Source organism: Pandoraea sp. NPDC087047, from assembly GCF_044745225.1.
Classification (GTDB): Bacteria; Pseudomonadota; Gammaproteobacteria; order Burkholderiales; family Burkholderiaceae; genus Pandoraea.
In genome coordinates, this window is sequence record NZ_JBIUZU010000003.1 from 302539 (window position 1) to 318275 (window position 15737).

General features: G+C 61.8%; 15 protein-coding genes and 1 pseudogene. 4 read left to right on the forward strand and 12 right to left on the reverse strand.

Features of this window, described 5'->3' with window-relative positions:
• Nucleotide 1: 1 nt before the first annotated feature.
• From ACIPHM_RS06920 to acnA, 10 genes are all read right to left on the reverse strand, one after another.
• Entirely contained in the window at nucleotides 2-883 is an 882-nt protein-coding gene (locus ACIPHM_RS06920; protein ID WP_400325981.1) for a class I SAM-dependent methyltransferase, read from the reverse strand.
• Nucleotides 883-2082: an MFS transporter gene (locus ACIPHM_RS06925; protein ID WP_400325984.1), complete on the reverse strand. Its 1200-nt coding sequence runs from the start codon at nucleotides 2080-2082 to the stop codon at nucleotides 883-885. Before ACIPHM_RS06925 ends, ACIPHM_RS06920 begins: the two co-directional genes overlap by 1 nt.
• Nucleotides 2082-2945 (reverse strand): hypothetical protein, encoded by an 864-nt coding sequence (locus ACIPHM_RS06930; RefSeq protein ID WP_400325987.1) that lies wholly within the window; start codon nucleotides 2943-2945, stop codon nucleotides 2082-2084. The genes ACIPHM_RS06925 and ACIPHM_RS06930 overlap by 1 nt, the downstream gene beginning before the upstream one ends.
• On the reverse strand, nucleotides 2942-3271 hold the full coding sequence (locus ACIPHM_RS06935) for a hypothetical protein (RefSeq protein ID WP_400325988.1): 330 nt from the start codon (nucleotides 3269-3271) through the stop codon (nucleotides 2942-2944). The genes ACIPHM_RS06930 and ACIPHM_RS06935 overlap by 4 nt, the downstream gene beginning before the upstream one ends.
• A gap of 100 nt (nucleotides 3272-3371) precedes the next feature.
• The gene (locus ACIPHM_RS06940; protein WP_400325991.1) at nucleotides 3372-3554 is read right to left on the reverse strand and encodes a hypothetical protein; all 183 of its coding nucleotides are present in this window, start codon (nucleotides 3552-3554) and stop codon (nucleotides 3372-3374) included.
• Between the two features lie 452 nt (nucleotides 3555-4006).
• Nucleotides 4007-4582 carry a hypothetical protein gene (locus ACIPHM_RS06945; RefSeq protein ID WP_400325994.1) on the reverse strand — a complete coding sequence of 192 codons (576 nt, stop codon included), beginning with the start codon at nucleotides 4580-4582 and terminating at the stop codon, nucleotides 4007-4009.
• 269 nt (nucleotides 4583-4851) lie between these two features.
• A complete protein-coding gene (locus ACIPHM_RS06950) occupies nucleotides 4852-5178 on the reverse strand; it encodes a winged helix-turn-helix transcriptional regulator (protein WP_400325997.1) in 327 nt (108 codons plus the stop codon).
• Between the two features lie 271 nt (nucleotides 5179-5449).
• A complete protein-coding gene (locus tag ACIPHM_RS06955; protein WP_400325998.1) occupies nucleotides 5450-6181 on the reverse strand; it encodes an ABC transporter substrate-binding protein in 732 nt (243 codons plus the stop codon).
• Nucleotides 6182-6199: 18 nt separating this feature from the next.
• Complete coding sequence (locus ACIPHM_RS06960; RefSeq protein ID WP_400326001.1) at nucleotides 6200-7096, reverse strand: GntR family transcriptional regulator; 897 nt, start codon at nucleotides 7094-7096, stop codon at nucleotides 6200-6202.
• A 37-nt stretch (nucleotides 7097-7133) separates the two neighbouring features.
• Nucleotides 7134-9773, reverse strand: a complete 2640-nt coding sequence (gene acnA, locus ACIPHM_RS06965; RefSeq protein WP_400326003.1) for an aconitate hydratase AcnA — start codon at nucleotides 9771-9773, stop codon at nucleotides 7134-7136.
• A gap of 168 nt (nucleotides 9774-9941) precedes the next feature.
• Here acnA and ACIPHM_RS06970 point away from each other — a divergent pair.
• From ACIPHM_RS06970 to ACIPHM_RS06985, 4 genes and pseudogenes are all read left to right on the forward strand, one after another.
• A pseudogene (locus ACIPHM_RS06970) lies at nucleotides 9942-10046 on the forward strand (TetR/AcrR family transcriptional regulator); the annotation flags it as partial.
• Entirely contained in the window at nucleotides 10013-10246 is a 234-nt protein-coding gene (locus ACIPHM_RS06975; protein ID WP_400326006.1) for a hypothetical protein, read from the forward strand. The pseudogene ACIPHM_RS06970 and the gene ACIPHM_RS06975, both read left to right, overlap by 34 nt.
• A gap of 219 nt (nucleotides 10247-10465) precedes the next feature.
• A complete protein-coding gene (locus tag ACIPHM_RS06980) occupies nucleotides 10466-11785 on the forward strand; it encodes an MFS transporter (protein ID WP_400326009.1) in 1320 nt (439 codons plus the stop codon).
• Between the two features lie 122 nt (nucleotides 11786-11907).
• On the forward strand, nucleotides 11908-12891 hold the full coding sequence (locus ACIPHM_RS06985; protein WP_400326012.1) for a M14 family metallopeptidase: 984 nt from the start codon (nucleotides 11908-11910) through the stop codon (nucleotides 12889-12891).
• Nucleotides 12892-13016: 125 nt separating this feature from the next.
• Here ACIPHM_RS06985 and ACIPHM_RS06990 read toward each other — a convergent pair whose 3' ends face one another.
• Complete coding sequence (locus tag ACIPHM_RS06990) at nucleotides 13017-14465, reverse strand: GntP family permease (RefSeq protein WP_400326014.1); 1449 nt, start codon at nucleotides 14463-14465, stop codon at nucleotides 13017-13019.
• Nucleotides 14466-15509 (reverse strand): patatin-like phospholipase family protein, encoded by a 1044-nt coding sequence (locus ACIPHM_RS06995; RefSeq protein ID WP_400326546.1) that lies wholly within the window; start codon nucleotides 15507-15509, stop codon nucleotides 14466-14468.
• Between the last annotated feature and the right edge of the window lie 228 nt (nucleotides 15510-15737).

Here is a 15737-nt window from a genome sequence, read left to right on the forward strand (position 1 = left end):
TTCAGGCCGATTTCAATACGACAATTGCGGTTGCCAGGCCCACGGCGGCCCCGTCTTGCACCTCGGATGGGACCACCTTTTCGATCGTGAGTCCGCTGGCCTGCGCGATGGGGGCGAGTGAGCAGGGCGTCCACATCCGGTCCCGAAGGTCGCATACGACGCCTTCGATATTTCCGTTCTCATTGCGCCCCAATTGCGCAAACACCGATCGATGCATAATTAGCTTGTCGCGGTCATATTGGTAGGCCCACCAGATGAGTGCGGCTTCCCCATTGCTTCGCCGAAATGGCACTACCGTGCATCGTTTGTCCATGAACGAAAGACGTTCGGGTGTTCCGTCACCGAAGACGGCAACCATGACCCTCGATCCGGCGTCACGCAGTTGCTCCTTCGCGCCACGCAACAGCACTTCGAGCTTGTCGTCGTCCAGAATGAAGTTGATGGTCGCGTCGCCAAACAAAACGACGTCGAAGCGTCGCTGCGTAATCGGCGTTGGCAGATCGAATATGTCGCCCTGGAGCGCGTGAATGTGGCTGTGATTGATGGACGCATTGAAGCGGTCGATGGCGATCGCGGAGATATCGACGCCAAAGCTCTCTTTTAGGGAAAATTTTTCGGCGAGGTGCAGGAGCAATCGACCATCGCCGCAGCCCAGATCGAGAATATTATGTCCATCCCGGACAATGGATTCCGCTGCGGCAAAATCCCATGTCGCGCGGACTGTCGTCAGTTCATACTCGTCGAATAGCGACTCGTCGAAGTAATAGTGGCTGACTCTGAGATCTGCTATGCCTGACGTCACGATACGATCCAACGGGGGTTGGAGTTCGACCGATTTCGCGTCGTTTGGCTTCGAGCCGAAGCGTCCTATACCCTCCATCATTAGGTTCCTTTCGTCATCAGGCGTGGTCGGTTCTTGGCATTCAACGCGAAGCCGCATGCGCCGATGATTGCCGTTGCGACGCCAACGGCCGAGAGAGCCATGCTCACATTGACCGTACTGACCACACCGGCGCCCAGAAAACCGAGAAATACCGACGTCTGGACGCAAAATATGTAGGCGGGCATCAGGTTGACCCGTCGCTGTGGATCGATCGCCTTCATCATGAAGCTTGCCGTGAGCGCGTTCTGGATGCCGTTTGCTGATCCGATCAGGAATGCGGCGCACATGATGATCCACGCCGCGTCACTCAGTGCCAGCCATAAAATACCCAAGCCGATGATACTGGCGGCAACGGAGGCACCAGCGGCATCGCCGAGCCTCGCCAGCATCCCGGAGAAAACCACGGGACCGACGATCAGCCCCACACTTAACGCGCTGATAATGAATCCGTAGATCTCGGCACTAAACTGCAACTCGGTGCGAACTCGGAATATCAACAGCACGTTGAGCGTGGATGTCAACACGACCGTCATTAGCAATGGGGCGATCGCACGAATCACACCCGTTGTGCGAAAGAGATCCGGCAAGTCGAGTCTTCCCCGCTGGTTCTCTTGGGGGAGCGCCCGATCTGACTTCTGGCCGGAGGAATCCAGCACCTTGAAACATTGCGCAGTGATAAGTGCTGCGGCCAATACCAACAACGCCAGCAGCAACAGCCCCCGTGAACGGTCGGCCACGTTGTACAGCAGTCCGCCGAGCGCTGGGCCGCCCACGTACCCCATGTTTCGCACCGATTGCGTAATCCGGTTCGCACGATCGATGTATCGCTCGTCGTTTGTGTAGCTTGGAATCGCGACCATGATTGCCGCCCACTGAAGGGATCCCGTGACCCCGAGCGCCATCGACACGCCGACGTAGCTCCAGAACTGATTGGCCAACGACGCGAGCGCGATCAGAAGCGCCTGGAGGAGAAACACAGCAGGAATCGTTTTGCGAGGTCCGATCCGTCTGAGTATCCTCGGGGCGATCGGGCCGGAAAGCATGCCTCCGATGAGACCCGCGGCGAGCAATATCGATACCGAGGAAGTGTGGTCGGCCAACGTCAAGGCAAAGGTCACTTGGGCCGCTTCATCGGAGAAGCTGCCAAACGACAGGGAGAGGCAAACAAAAACGAGCGCCCATCGACTTCCGATACGCATTAAAGTGCCCCCCACCGCGCCAGCGACGCGGCAACACGCAGAAGATCGTCGTTTAGCACCTTGTCGTTCCCGCTCGACAAGTCCGAAAGGTTCACTTGCTGGCCGGTGCACAGGTGATTCAGAAAGTCGTGCAATGCGCGGCTGTATCTGAAGCTGCCGCAGTGACCGTTGGCTGCGATCAGGATCTCACCCTCCTGAAATACCGGCGTCCACTGCAAGGTGCTGATAGCGTTAAGAGCAATGACATTGTCCAGCTCTTCGACTTCGACAATGGGGCGGCCGACATTCAAGCGGCTGCTGGTGTCCGCGATCAGTTGAGCAATCATCATGCGTCTTTTCAGAGACGCGCTGTCGAGCAAGGATTTTAGGGACGAAAGCAGAAGCTCATCGTCGGGGTTTAGGCTCGCAATGCCTGAAGAGCGCACGTCATGGCGGGTGCGGTTGGGTACCTGGAGCAGACCTTTAACGTAGTTCGCGTTTTGCTGAGAGTCGTCGCCGGTTTCCCAAAATGCGATATTCACATTTGCGGAAATGTCGGATCTTGTTTCTGCAACATGAAGCCAGTCCGCGGGGAAGTAAGTCACTCGATTTTCTTTATACTTGAGCGGAACGCCTTCAGATTTGAATGCTTGATAGTCGGGGAATCTAACGCCAACGAGATCCAAGCGGTTTCCGGGCCACGTAAACATCGTCTTGCCATCGCGCAGGGTGAAACCGAAATTATGCGCATGATCCACATGTATTCCGATGTGGGTGGATGAATATCGCCCGATGAAGCAGTCGATGTCGACGCGGCCGCCAGGCCGATAGCCTATTGATAAGGCGAGCTGGTCGGAAAAAGTTTTTGCGACATCCCAGATCAAGGGACTTGCCGCATGAAGGCCATAATACATAACTCCCCATTCGTCGTTGCCGGCCAGACCGCCAATTCCGATACGTACTCGTCGAGCGTGTTATCGGTGGGACAAACGAGGAAATCGGGGCGCGGTACCGATGTGCGCTTTCCATTGAAAGCGGTTATGACTTCAGACTGAGGGTTGCGGGATCGAATGTCGTTCGCGCACACGGAATATTCCTTGAGTGCGCCAAGCACATCTTTATCGTTGAACGGGATCTGCGATATGGTCAACTCCGTCGCTTGCTTACCCCATAATTCCTTTGCGAATTTCGGCGATAACAGTGCAACCATATTCGGACGTCATTTCAGAGGGACATCGATCCTTGAGCAAGAGATCAAAGCCCTGGCTCAAGAATCGGATTCAGAAATTCATGACCACGCTCGGGTCAAGTCAATCAGTCTCTGCGACAATCATTGCCGGGTTGTCGTTACGCTGCGCATACTTGACGTTGGCCGCAACCGGCGCCACCTCGACATCGTTGCGCTGTGCGTATTTGACGTTGGCTGCGACCGGTTTTATCTCGTCGATGCTTAATTCATGAATTGGTTTTATATTCCTCAATGAAATCGCCATGGTGATGATCATTTTTAAAGAATATTAATTTATTAAAAGCGGTGTGCGCCCTCATTTGTTCATTGGGGTGACCGCACACGCCGTAAGGATGAGTCAGGCTTGATTGTCGTGTCAATGTAAAGATTTTTGGTGTGTATCAAAATATTTATGTCAGTGGGATGAGTCTTAAATTCATATGGGATTTCTTGTTTAAATTAATTGCCAAGATTTTTGTTTTTGGGGAAGGGCACGACTCATGTCCATTACGGATATCGCCGTGTCACGTGATGCTGCAACCGGAGGGTTAGTAGAGCGGATCTAACGGCTAGGTGCGGGCGCTGGTGCGTCCGGAGCGGCAGGTGGAGATCGATGTGACGGCCGTAAGACCCTCAGCGTGACCGATCTCGAAATGGTTCGAAGAGAAAGGGCCGGCGCATGCTCGCCGACCGTTCGTCACGCATGCCGATGCGTTTTCAGAAACGCCGTTTGACGTAGACTGTGGCACCGATGTCGTGTTGGCCCAGTAATGGCACGTGTGCGGTGGCCGAGACGCTCCAGTCGTCGGTTTTCACGGCCAGCCCGCGCTTCGGATCGGAGCCCAGTTTGTCGTCGGCGTTATTCCATTCGACCAGAGACAGCTTCGGCGACAGGTTCGATCCGATGTTCAGGTAACTGTGGGTCGGCTTTGCGGCCGTCGAGGCGGGCGCCGTATCGATCCAATCCGCATGCCGGCTCGTGCCTGTGGGTGGGGCATGGTTGATCGCTTCGATTCGTGTGTAGAGGGGCAAATCGGCATTCGGCGTGCGATCGACGCGCTCGGGGGCGCCTTGGCTTTCCCGTCCAAACGGATACAGCGTGACGGGAACAGCCGTCACCACTGCGCTCGGGATGGGAATTGCCGGAGGCGGCACCAGAATGGGCAGGGGCGAGGGGCCGAGGTTCGCCATTATCATCTGTTCGGATGATCCCGTGTTGGTGCCACCGGCCAGCGCCACACCGCTTAGCGTGACGACACAGGCGCCGATCATCCATTTGTCTAGGCACGTCATGGACATGCCTCCCGTGAAGGAATGGAAACGCTAGGTTGCTGGCCCCATTTTTACTTTCGCACGACGCGCTTGGCGAACTTCGTATGACGAACCGTATTTGGCGGTTTCCCGGCGTCTTATGCACTTAGGAAGTGTAGTCAGACATTTGCATCCTGCCACCCCAATTTGCACGGAGGCCGTCCGGCATACCGCCCTCGGTGGACGGCTAGCCCCGCCAGTCATGACGCTCGGCTATATGATGTCGGGCTGGCTTCGGGTATATCCCGACGCTATGCCTGCTCGCCACGCGCCTTGAGCCACAAGCCGAATTCCTTCATCACCTCGACGATAGGGCGCAAGCGCTGGCCGTCTTCCGACAGTTCGTACTCGACCTTGACGGGCGAGGTGGGATACACCGTGCGCTTGATCAGACCTGCGTCCTCGAGCGCGCGGAGGTCGAGCGTGAGCATGCGTTGGGAGATACCCGGCACGTCGCGGCGCAAATCGTTGAACCGTTTGGGGCCGTCAATCAGATACGACACGAGCAGCAGACGCCAGCGGCCGCCCAGAATGCGCATCGACGCTTCTACCGAACAGCCCGAAAGATGCTCTTTCATTGCGCGCTCACCCTTTAAAATTAGGTATATTTTTTGTACTTGGATGAAATCTTAATGCTTTCTTCCCTTTTTATACCAAAACCTAAAATAGCCCCGAGTCGTTTTTCAACGAAGGCTATTGGCGCTCGCAGGGAAAACGGCTCGCTTGCCCGCTACCGTCTTCAGTTTGGCGAGTTCTGAGGCGTCGACGAGCGCGTCTACATCGCGGCAGGGCACTTCCACATTCGCACCGAATTCGGCGCGTGGCTGTGACCCCCGCGGCGCGCTTCGCTCACTCTGCCGGCGCGACGCTCACTCCCGTGATGCCGTGCCGCTGCATGGCGTTTTGCACGAAGCCTTCGCGCTTCATGTCTTCGACGAACGATTTCAGATAGGTCAACGCCGCTTCGCCGCGCGTGATCGGCACGCCCATCGCCTGGCGGATGACCATGAAGCGCTCGTCGAGCAGACGATAACCGGTGAGCCCCGCCACGTCCTGCTCAAGCTGCTGCTTCACGCCTGCGGCCACTTCGCAGCCCGTGTCGACGAACGTTTTGACGACCGCGGGCGACGTGGGCGTGCGCACGATTTTCGCCTGCTTGAGTTCGCGGCTCAGGAACAGGTCGTACGCGCTGCCCTGGCCGACGACAACGCGCGTGCCTGTCCGGTCGACGTCTGCGTTGGTCTTCACCGGCGATTCGTTGCGCACGAGGTAATAGCCTTCGATGAGGACATACGGCGCGGTGAAACCGATCGTGGCCGCCCGGCGCGGATCGATGGCGAAAAAGCCGACATCGGCTTGCTCGTTCGTCACCGTCTCTACCGACTTGCCGGCGGCGTCGACCACTACGAGTTCAAGCGCGACGCCCAGCCGCTTCGCCAGCGCGCCCGCCAGATCGACGGAGATGCCAACGGGTCTGGACTGCGCGTCGACGCCCGCCAGAATCGGGTTGCCAAGGTTGATGCAGGCGCGCAGCACGCCGGTCGGAGCAAACGCAGCCAGCAGGGTCGAGTCGAGCGTCATGATAGGGAGTCGCGAAGGTTAAGGTTCGAGAATGCCGGCAATTTTGCCGATGGCGTCAATCGTGTGCTTCAGATGGGCGTGCAGCAATGCCGATGCCTCTTCATTACGCTCGCGCGCGAGCAGTTCGAGAATTTCGAGATGCTGGTCGGCGTGCGGTTTGTAGCGCGTGCGATCCTGCATCGAGCGGTAGGAGAGCAGACGTCGCACACGCGTGACGCGTCGCATCGTGTCGACGAAAAACGGATTGCCGGACGCTTCGACGAGCGATTCGTGAAAGCGCACGCCGCGCGCGTGCAACTGATCGGCCGTGTCGGTTTCGATGCCGCCGTCGAGCAGGTGCCACTCCGCCGCGCGAAGCTGTTCGATGACCTTCGGGGCGAGCCTGTAGCCCGGCTCCAGCAGCGCTGCCGGCTCCAGCGCAAGACGAAGACGATACGTCTGAATCAGGCTGTCGGGCGTGGTCAGCATCGACGAAAACTGCCAGCCGTAGCCGGGTTTGCGCTCGGCCCATCCTTCGTCGCGGATACGTCCGAGCACGGCATTGAGCTGCGTCCTCGTCAGCGCGTAACGCGTGCGGATCAATTGCTCGGAGAACTCGCCGGGCAACTGGCCGCGCAGCAGGTCGTCGGCGATCTGAAAGTACGTGCGGGTGACGACGTCGGTTTCGTCCAGACCCAGTGCCTGCGCAGCGTTGGCGTCGGCTGCCAGGACCGGTTGCGCGAGGAAGTAACCGCGATTGCGCTCGCGCACCAGAATGCCCTTCTCGTGGAGCAGGGCAAGCGCTTGATTGACGGGTGAGCGCGAGACGCGCAGTCTGTCGGCCAGCATTTGCGCGGGCAGATGCTGGCCGGCCTGCATGGCGTCGGCCTGAATCAGGTCGACGATTTGGGTAGCAACGGAGCGCTCGGATTTCATTGCGGATCGATCGTGACCAGCATGCGTCATCGTGCCGTCATGCGGCCTCGGTGTGCGGCGCGAGCGTGCGTTGCAGAATCGACGGAATCACGCCGCCCTGGCGCAGCAATGCGATCTCAAGACGGGTTTCGACTGCGGCCGTGGCGGTGAACGTCTCGCTGCGGCCGTTTGCGCGCTCGATGCGCACCACGACGGGACCGCGCGGCGCGATCGCCTCGGCATTGGCAGCGATGTGGATCGTGTCGTTCGCTCGGACGGCCAGCATTTCCGGGTCGAGGCCTGCGGGAAACCGCAGCGGCAGAATGCCCATGCCAATCAAATTGGAACGGTGAATACGCTCGAAGCTTACCGCAATTACCGCGCGAATCCCCAAAAGGCGCTGCCCCTTGGCTGCCCAGTCGCGCGACGATCCCGTGCCGTATCGCGCGCCCGCCAGCAGCACGACCGAGTCGCCGCTCGCCTGGTAGCGTTGCGCGGCTTCGAAGATCGGCATTACGTCGCCACTGGGCCCATGACGCGTATGCGCCATGGGCAACTGGGTGTCCAGCAGATTCACCAGCGTCTTGTTGTAAAACGCGGCCCGGACCATCACTTCCCAATTGCCACGGCGCGACGCGAACGCGTTCAGGTCGTTGCGATCGTCGCCCTTGGCCACCAGAAAATCGGCGACATCGCTTTGCTTCGGAATGGCGCTGGCCGGTGAGATGTGATCGGTGGTGACATCGTCGCCCAGCACGAGCAGCGGGTAGGCGGCGTAGTCGCCCAACTGTGTGCCTGCGTCCAGCGACGCAAACGGCGGGCGGCGCAATGCCGTCGACTCGGGATTCCACGGGAAGCAGGCGGACTGCGGTGCATCGAGACCGGACCACATCGGATTGCACGAGGCGATGGCAAAGGCGGACTTGAAGTCGGTTGCGCGCGTGCCGGAGGCGACGAGCGCATCGACTTCCTCGCGCGTGGGCCAGAGATCCTTCAGGTAGACGGCGGTGCCGTCGGCGCGGGTCTGCACCGGTGCCGTGCTCAGATCGAGCGCGGCGGAGCCCGCGAGCGCGTACGCGATGACCAGCGGCGGCGACATGATGAAACCGAGGCCCAGGTCGGGATGCACGCGTCCCGGGAAGTTGCGATTGCCCGAGAGCACGGCGACCGGTGTGGCGGATTGGTTGCCGATGGCTTGGGCAATCGGTGCCGGAAGCGGGCCCGAGTTACCGATGCAAGTCGTGCAGCCGAAGCCGACGATATCGAAGCCGACAGCAGCGAGATCTTCGCTCAGACCGGCGCGTTGCAGATAATCGACGGCGGCAGGCGAGCCCGGTGCGAGCGACGTTTTCACCCAGTCGGCAACGCGCAATCCGAGCGCTCGCGCGCGACGCGCCACGAGTCCGGCCGCGATCAGTTGGGCCGGGTCGGAGGTATTGGTGCAACTCGTGATCGCCGCGATGGCCACGGGCCACGCGGGCAATGTCTGCGACGTGTGCTCAGGCTGCCCGGCGACTTTGCGCAGCGCATCTCCCGTCTTCGCGTAAGGCAGCAAATCCTGTGGGCGGCGCGGACCCGCGACGTGCAATTCCACCGTGGCGAGATCGATCTCGACGACGCGCGTATATCGCGGCGTGTTGTGCGCGTCGAACCAGAGGCCCGCGCGGCGATAGAGGGCTTCGACCGACTCGATCAGGGCCTCGGGGCGGCCGGTGGCGCGCAGGTAGTCGAGTGTCGTGGCGTCGACGGGGAAGTAACCGGTGGTGGCGCCGTATTCGGGGGCCATATTGGCGACGACGGCACGCTCGCCGGCCGTCAGCGTCGAGACGCCCGGTCCGAAATACTCGACGAATTCGCCCGACACGCCGATGTCGCGCAGCGCTTTCGTCGCGCGCAGGGCGAGATCGGTGGCCGATGTGCCTGCAGGCAACTGACCGGTGAGCTTCACGCCAATGACGTCGGGAATGCGCTGCATCACCGGCATGCCGAACATCACTGTCTGCGCTTCAAGCCCGCCCACGCCCCAGCCCAGCACCCCGATGCCGTTGATCATCGGCGTGTGGCTGTCCGTGCCGATCAGGGTGTCGGGAATCAGCCACGTCTGATCGTCAATGGTTTGCTGCGTCGCCACCGAGGCGAGTTGCTCCAGATTGATGGTGTGCATGATGCCGGTGCCCGGCGGGTTGATGTGCACGCCATCGAGCGCCTTGGACGCCCAACGCAGAAAGCGATAACGCTCGGCGTTACGGCGCATTTCGATTTCGAGATTGAGCGTGGCGGCATCGGGGCGCCGGGTCTGTTCGACCGCGAGCGAGTGGTCCACGCAGACGTCGACACGCAGCGTTGGATTCAGTACCGACGGATCGACGCCGGCCTCGGCCAGGGCGTCTCGCATGGCGGCAATGTCGACGAGCGCCGGCGTGCTCGTTGTGTCGTGCATGAGCACGCGCGACGGCTGAAATGCAATCTCATCCTCACTGGTGCCGTGCTCGAGCCAGCCCAGCACGCCAGCGACCGCGGCGTTGCGCTCGGTGCCCGCCAGATTGCGCATGGCGTTCTCCAGCAACAGTCGCAAGACGACCGGCAGGCGCGGCAGAACGTTGCCGAATATCGCGGGCAAATCGACAAATCGATACGACGTATCGCCCAGTTCGAGCGTGCCGGCAGACGGAGGAAGGGGCGTATTGATGGATTCCATGGATTGAAGTTTGCATATGTTTACTAAAAAATGCAATAACCGACAGGAATCCCTTCCAGGCACGCCCACGTTGGCTCGCGTACCCCCGAGAGCGCAATGCACGCGCCGAGCGTCAGGGAAAAGGATCTGTGGAATCGGCTTCTGGCCGAGGCCATCGCCTACATCGAGATGGCACTGGAGCCGGAGATCCAGCGCATCATGCTGCGCGACGGTCCGGCCGTGCTGGGCGGCCCGTCTCAATGGTCGAGCGAGAACATGTGTCTGGCGAGAACCATGGTGGGCCTTCAGGCATTGATCGACACAGGCGTTATCAAGCCGGTGGACACGGAAGCCACGGGGCGCGCCTGCTCAACGGGGCGGCGCTCAATGCCGCGATGTGGATTGCCTCGTCGGACGACCCGAAAACCGTCTTCAACCGGGCGGTCGAGGTGTACAAGCGCCTCGCCAATGGTTTGTTGCAAACGGGGGGCTGACTTGACGGTGCGACCGCGACGGCTCGCATGGGGACCTGTGCCGTGCCGTCTCCCCAATCAGCACTTCTGCGTGCCGAAACGGCACGAAGCGGCTTTTTTCGCCGCCTACACTCCGCTTCCTGAGACTGGCAGGCAGCCCGGGTGCGTCAATCGCACCCCTCGCGTTTGCGGGGCCGTCACACATCTATCTCCAACGCCAGCGATCCAGAGGAGCAGGGAATGACCGGTAACACCAAAGCCCACAACCCATGGCGCGAAATCTGCGCCGCGAGTATCGGCAACGCACTCGAGTTCTACGATCTGCTGATCTATGGCTACTTCGCCATCGTGATCGGCCAGCTTTTCTTCCCCGCGCACGACGCCACGACGTCGCTGCTGCTCTCCGTCGGCACCTTCGGTATCTCGTTCGTGACGCGTCCGCTGGGCTCGATCGTTCTCGGCAGCTATGCCGACCGCGCGGGCCGCAAGGCGTCGCTCACGGTCTCCATCGGCCTGATGATGGTCGGCACCGCAATGATCGCCTTCGCGCCGACCTACGAGCAGATTGGCATTCTCTCGCCGCTGATGATCATCGTCGCGCGCATGCTGCAAGGCTTCTCGACGGGCGGTGAGTTCGGCGCCGCCACGGCCTTCATGGTCGAGCACGCCGACGCCAAGCGCCGTGGCTTCTTCGCGAGCTGGCAGATGTCGACGCAGGGCCTCGCGACGGTGCTCGCCGCCGGGGTGTCCGCGCTGCTGAGCCTGTTGCTCAGCGCCGATCAACTGAGCGCGTGGGGATGGCGTGTCGCTTTCGCCGTGGGTCTGCTCATCGGTCCGGTCGGCCTTTACATCCGTCGCAATATCGACGAGACCGCCGACTTCAAGAAGCTCGGCGAACAGCAACGCGAAAAGTCGCCGCTGCGCGAAGTCTTCGGTCGTGATCGCGCCAACATGCTGCTCGGCGCAGGCGTCGTTGCCGCCGCCACTGCGTTCAACTACGTTCACAAGCTGTACATGCCGACGTATGCCGTCAAACAACTGCATATTCCGGCGACGTCGTCGTTCATCGGTGCGGTTGTGACCGGTCTGATGCTGATGATTGCAGCGCCCGTCGTGGGCCATCTGTCGGATCGCTTCGGCCGTATCCGCGTGATGCTATGGGCGCTCATCGCCGTGGGCGTGACGACGTATCCGCTGTTCGTACTGCTCAACCGCTACCCGACGTTCCAGACGCTGCTCATGGTGCAGGCGCTCGTGGGTCTGCTCATCGCCGTGAGTCTCGCGCCGCTGCCCGCGCTGCTCGCCGACATCTTCCCGACGAGCACGCGTGGCACCGGTCTGGCGCTGTCGTACAACTTCTCGGTGACGCTGTTCGGCGGCTTCGCGCCGCTCATCGTGACCTGGCTCATCGACGCCACGCACAACAAACTCGCGCCGAGTTTCTACGTGATGGCCACCGCCGTGCTCAGTATCTCCGCCGTGATCGCGCTCGGACGTCGTGTCCGTGCGGGCAAGATCGCTGGCGTGACGCACGGCGTGCCGCGCGCGACGAAAGCCTGATGACGGCTAGTCCACGGCCAGTCCAATATTTGATGCACTGATTTCAGCCGCAACGACGACGTCCGCCCATCCCCTTGCGCGACGTCGTCATTTTTTTGGCATCCCCCTGCGGAGCACTCTCCATGACCACGCTCGAAGCGATCCGCGCCGCCCTGCCGGCGTACCCCATCGAAGTCTCGTTCCCCGACATCGCCCGCTGGCGCGAAGGCAATACCGGCGTCGACTATCTGCACACGTTCGACAGCGGCAAACCCGGCAAGCACGTGATGATTCTCGCGCTCACGCATGGCAACGAAGTGAGCGGCGCCATCGCCGTCGATGCGCTGCTCGCCTCGGGACTGCGCCCCACGGCGGGCCGTCTGTCGCTGGGCTTCGGCAACATCGGCGCCTATGAGCAATTCAGCGCCGAGAACGCGGATGCCACGCGTTTTCTCGACGAAGACATGAACCGTGTGTGGACGCCGTCGACGCTCGACGGCGAATGTCAGAGCCGAGAACTCACGCGTGCTCGCGCGATGCGTCCGTTCATCGACACGGTGGATCTGCTGCTCGATATTCACTCGATGCATGAAGCGTCTGCCCCGCTGATGATGACCGGGCCGCTGGAAAAGGCGATTGCCCTGGCCGCAGAACTCGGCACGCCTGAGCACGTCATCATCGACAAGGGCCATGCCAACGGCACGCGCATGCGCGACTACGGCGGCTTCGGCGACCCGGCCAGTCCGAAGAACGCATTGCTCATCGAAACCGGACAGCACTTTGCCAAGAGCGCGCGTGACGTGGCGCTCGACAGCGCCGCACGCTTCCTGCTGCACGCGGGCGTGGTTGCCGAGGCGGACGTCGCCGAGTTCCTCACGCAAACCTTGCCCGCGCGTCAGAAGTTCGTCGAAATCACGCAGCCGGTCGTGGCGCGCTCGATGGACTTCCGTTTCTCGCAGCCGTTCACCGGGCTGGAAGTGATCGAGAAGGCCGGCACCGAGATTGCCCGCGACGGCCACGACGTCATCGTCACGCCGTATGACAACTGTGTGATCGTGCAGCCGTCGATGCGTCACCTCGGGGTGAACGTCACGATGATGCGTCTGGGGCGTTTGCTGGATCGGTGAGGTTGCCGCGATAGTGTCTGCTAGCGTTTGTTATCCCTTGACGGCGCCGGGCACATCGACGTCTCACGAAGCGGGCCGGTATCTCACCGGCCCGTTTTGCGTTGATGAGACGAGGATTCGTACAGTCAGAACGTTCCGACCAGCGAGCCGACGACGATCACGGCCACGAGTGCGATCAGCGCGCTCACGATGCTCGTCATGACGATATCGAGGTAGCTCTCGCGATGCGTGCTGCCGCACACCGCCAGCAATGTCACGACCGCGCCGTTGTGCGGCAGGCTGTCGAGCGTGCCCGAGGCGATGACCGCCACGCGATGCATCAGCGCCGGATCGATGGCGTGTTGTGCCGCGAGGCTGACGTACGAGGGGCCGAGCGCGTCGAGCGCAATCGTCAGACCGCCCGATGCGGAACCCGTGATGGCGGCGAGCAGGTTCGCGCAGAGGGCGAGCGAGACGAGCGGGCCGCCGTCGATGGACAACACCCAATCGCGCACCATCTCGAAGCCCGGGAGTGCCGCGATCACGCCTCCGTATCCCACCAGACTCGCTGTACACATGATCGGCAGGACGGAGGCGTTGGCGCCCGCGTCCATCGTTTTGCGCAGCGCAGGCAGGCGTCGCCATTGCAAGATCACGAGTACCACGATGGCACTCGCGAGCGCAACGCACACGCCCCACACGCCCGCCACGCTGTGCAATGTGATGCCGCCCCATCGCGGCTCGGCGAGAAAACTGGCGTCCAGACGCGGGAAGACGATCACGTTCATTACGAAGTTGACGCCGATCACGACGAGCAGCGGCAGCGCCGCGGTGAAGATGCCCGGTAGCGCGTCGTTGCGATGGCCCTGTTCGATTTCCGCCGGATCGAATTCGCGCGCCACGCTGGCACGCTCGCGCACGACCGTGGGGTCTGCCGTCGTGTCCCAGACTTCCGTCTGCGCGTAACCGTGACCTGCTCGGCGCGCCCGTCCTTCACGCCACGACAACCACCACAGACCGACGCCAAGCATGATCGCGGACGCCATCAGGCCGAGACCGGGGGCCGCAAACGGCGTGGTGCCGAAGAAGGGCATCGGGATCGCGTTCTGGATGGCGGGGGTGCCCGGCATGGCAGACATGGTGAAGGTCGATGTCCCCAACGCGATGGCGGCGGGCATCAACCGCACGGGAATGTCGGCTTCGCGAAACAGCGCGTGCGCCATCGGGGCGAGCACGAAGAAGGCCACGAAGAGGCTCACGCCGCCGTATGTGACGAGCGCGCCGCCGAGCACGACGGCGAACATCGCCCGTCGCGCGCCCAGCTTGTCCGTGAGAAACGCAGCGATGGCGCGTACCGCGCCGCTGTCTTCCATCAACTTGCCGAAGAGCGCGCCGAGCAGAAACAGCGGGAAGAATTGCGCGACGAAGCGGGCGGCGTTCTGCATGAACGTCTGCGTCCAGTGCGCGAGAACGGGTTCACCCGAGAGTGCAGCGGCAAGCATGGCTGCCGCGGGGGCCAGCAGCAACACGCTCCAGCCGCGATAAGCCAGCCAGACGAGTAGCGCCAGACCGATCAGAATGCCGGCAAGCTCCATTCAGAGCGTCTCCCGGAGCGGGTCGAGATCGAGCGACGACCGGTGGCCGAGGTCGGCGCCATGGTCGTGCAGGAAGGCGTTGGCGCAGCGGCGTCCCTCGTCGCGCAACATCACCAGAAAATCCCATTCGGCAGAGAGCTTCGACGAGTAGCCGAGCGAGGTCATCATGTCGCTCGCAACGCGGTGCATGCGCATTTGTGCCCAGCGCTTGCCTTCGGCGCTCCCGGCGTCGACCACCTGACGCAACACCGCGATCATGCGCAGTTCCTTGAGTAGCGTGGCGTTGAACGAGACTTCGTTCACGCGATTGAGAATCTCGCGTGCCGAGCGGGGCACCTCGTTGCGCTCGACCGGATTGACCTGCACGAGGATCGTGTCGCACGACGACGTTTCGCGCACCAGCGGCGTGATCGTCGGGTTGCCCGCGTAGCCGCCGTCCCAATACGGCTCGCCGTCGATCTCGATTGCGCGGTAGAGCATGGGCAGGCAGGCGGAGGCGAGCAGTACATCGGCCGTCATTTCGGCATTGCGAAAGACGCGGCCGCGTCCGGTGCGCACGTTGGTCGCGGTGATGAAAAGCTGGATGGGGTTGTCGTCGGCGTTTTTCGATATGCCGTCGAAATCAATGTGATCGGCCAGCAGGCGACGCAATGGATTGAATTCGAGCGGTGCGAGATCGTATGGCGAGACGACGCGTGCCGCCAGATCGAAGAGCATGAAGAACGGCGAGTTATCGAGCGACCAGCGGCCGAGCACGATATCGAGCGGGGTGCGACGCAGTGGGCTGAAGCGGCCCGCATGGGCGACGTCGCGCCAGAATTGCTCCAGCGCGCCGCGTGCGGCGTCGGGGCCGCCCCGAGCGTAGCCGGTCGCGAGCACGGCGGCGTTCATGGCGCCGGCCGAGGTGCCGGAGATGCCTTCAATCCGGAATGGTGGGGTGGGGGTGGGTGAGTCGTGGGCGTCGCTTGCGTCGGGTGAAATGGCTTCGAGCAAACGGTCGAGCACCCCCCATGTGAATGCGCCGTGAGCGCCGCCGCCTTGCAACGCAAGGTCGATCGGCACGGGGAGCGCGCGGGCCTGACGCGAGGTGGTGGCGCGCGCGGCGGGTGACGAACGGCTGGCAGCGCGTGTGGCGCGCGGCGTCGATTGCACCCGTTGGGTAGGTTGGGAGCGTGGCATGATCCCTCGGCGATGCGGCACCGTGCCGGTAAGCACTGCCCGCGGGGTTCGTTACGAGAGTACGGTTGCAGGCGGTACGCAGGTTGCGCTGCA

What these genes read in the sequence shown, in the direction of transcription:
- acnA (WP_400326003.1), bottom strand. Translation starts at nt 9,773, where the DNA reads ATGGAATCCATCAATACGCCCCTTCCTCCGTCTGCCGGCACGCTCGAA.
- ACIPHM_RS06945 (WP_400325994.1), bottom strand. Translation starts at nt 4,582, where the DNA reads ATGACGTGCCTAGACAAATGGATGATCGGCGCCTGTGTCGTCACGCTA.
- ACIPHM_RS06990 (WP_400326014.1), bottom strand. Translation starts at nt 14,465, where the DNA reads ATGGAGCTTGCCGGCATTCTGATCGGTCTGGCGCTACTCGTCTGGCTG.
- ACIPHM_RS06975 (WP_400326006.1), top strand. Translation starts at nt 10,013, where the DNA reads ATGGTCGAGCGAGAACATGTGTCTGGCGAGAACCATGGTGGGCCTTCA.
- ACIPHM_RS06950 (WP_400325997.1), bottom strand. Translation starts at nt 5,178, where the DNA reads ATGAAAGAGCATCTTTCGGGCTGTTCGGTAGAAGCGTCGATGCGCATT.
- ACIPHM_RS06955 (WP_400325998.1), bottom strand. Translation starts at nt 6,181, where the DNA reads ATGACGCTCGACTCGACCCTGCTGGCTGCGTTTGCTCCGACCGGCGTG.
- ACIPHM_RS06925 (WP_400325984.1), bottom strand. Translation starts at nt 2,082, where the DNA reads ATGCGTATCGGAAGTCGATGGGCGCTCGTTTTTGTTTGCCTCTCCCTG.
- ACIPHM_RS06960 (WP_400326001.1), bottom strand. Translation starts at nt 7,096, where the DNA reads ATGAAATCCGAGCGCTCCGTTGCTACCCAAATCGTCGACCTGATTCAG.
- ACIPHM_RS06935 (WP_400325988.1), bottom strand. Translation starts at nt 3,271, where the DNA reads ATGGTTGCACTGTTATCGCCGAAATTCGCAAAGGAATTATGGGGTAAG.
- ACIPHM_RS06980 (WP_400326009.1), top strand. Translation starts at nt 10,466, where the DNA reads ATGACCGGTAACACCAAAGCCCACAACCCATGGCGCGAAATCTGCGCC.
- ACIPHM_RS06920 (WP_400325981.1), bottom strand. Translation starts at nt 883, where the DNA reads ATGATGGAGGGTATAGGACGCTTCGGCTCGAAGCCAAACGACGCGAAA.
- ACIPHM_RS06940 (WP_400325991.1), bottom strand. Translation starts at nt 3,554, where the DNA reads ATGGCGATTTCATTGAGGAATATAAAACCAATTCATGAATTAAGCATC.
- ACIPHM_RS06985 (WP_400326012.1), top strand. Translation starts at nt 11,908, where the DNA reads ATGACCACGCTCGAAGCGATCCGCGCCGCCCTGCCGGCGTACCCCATC.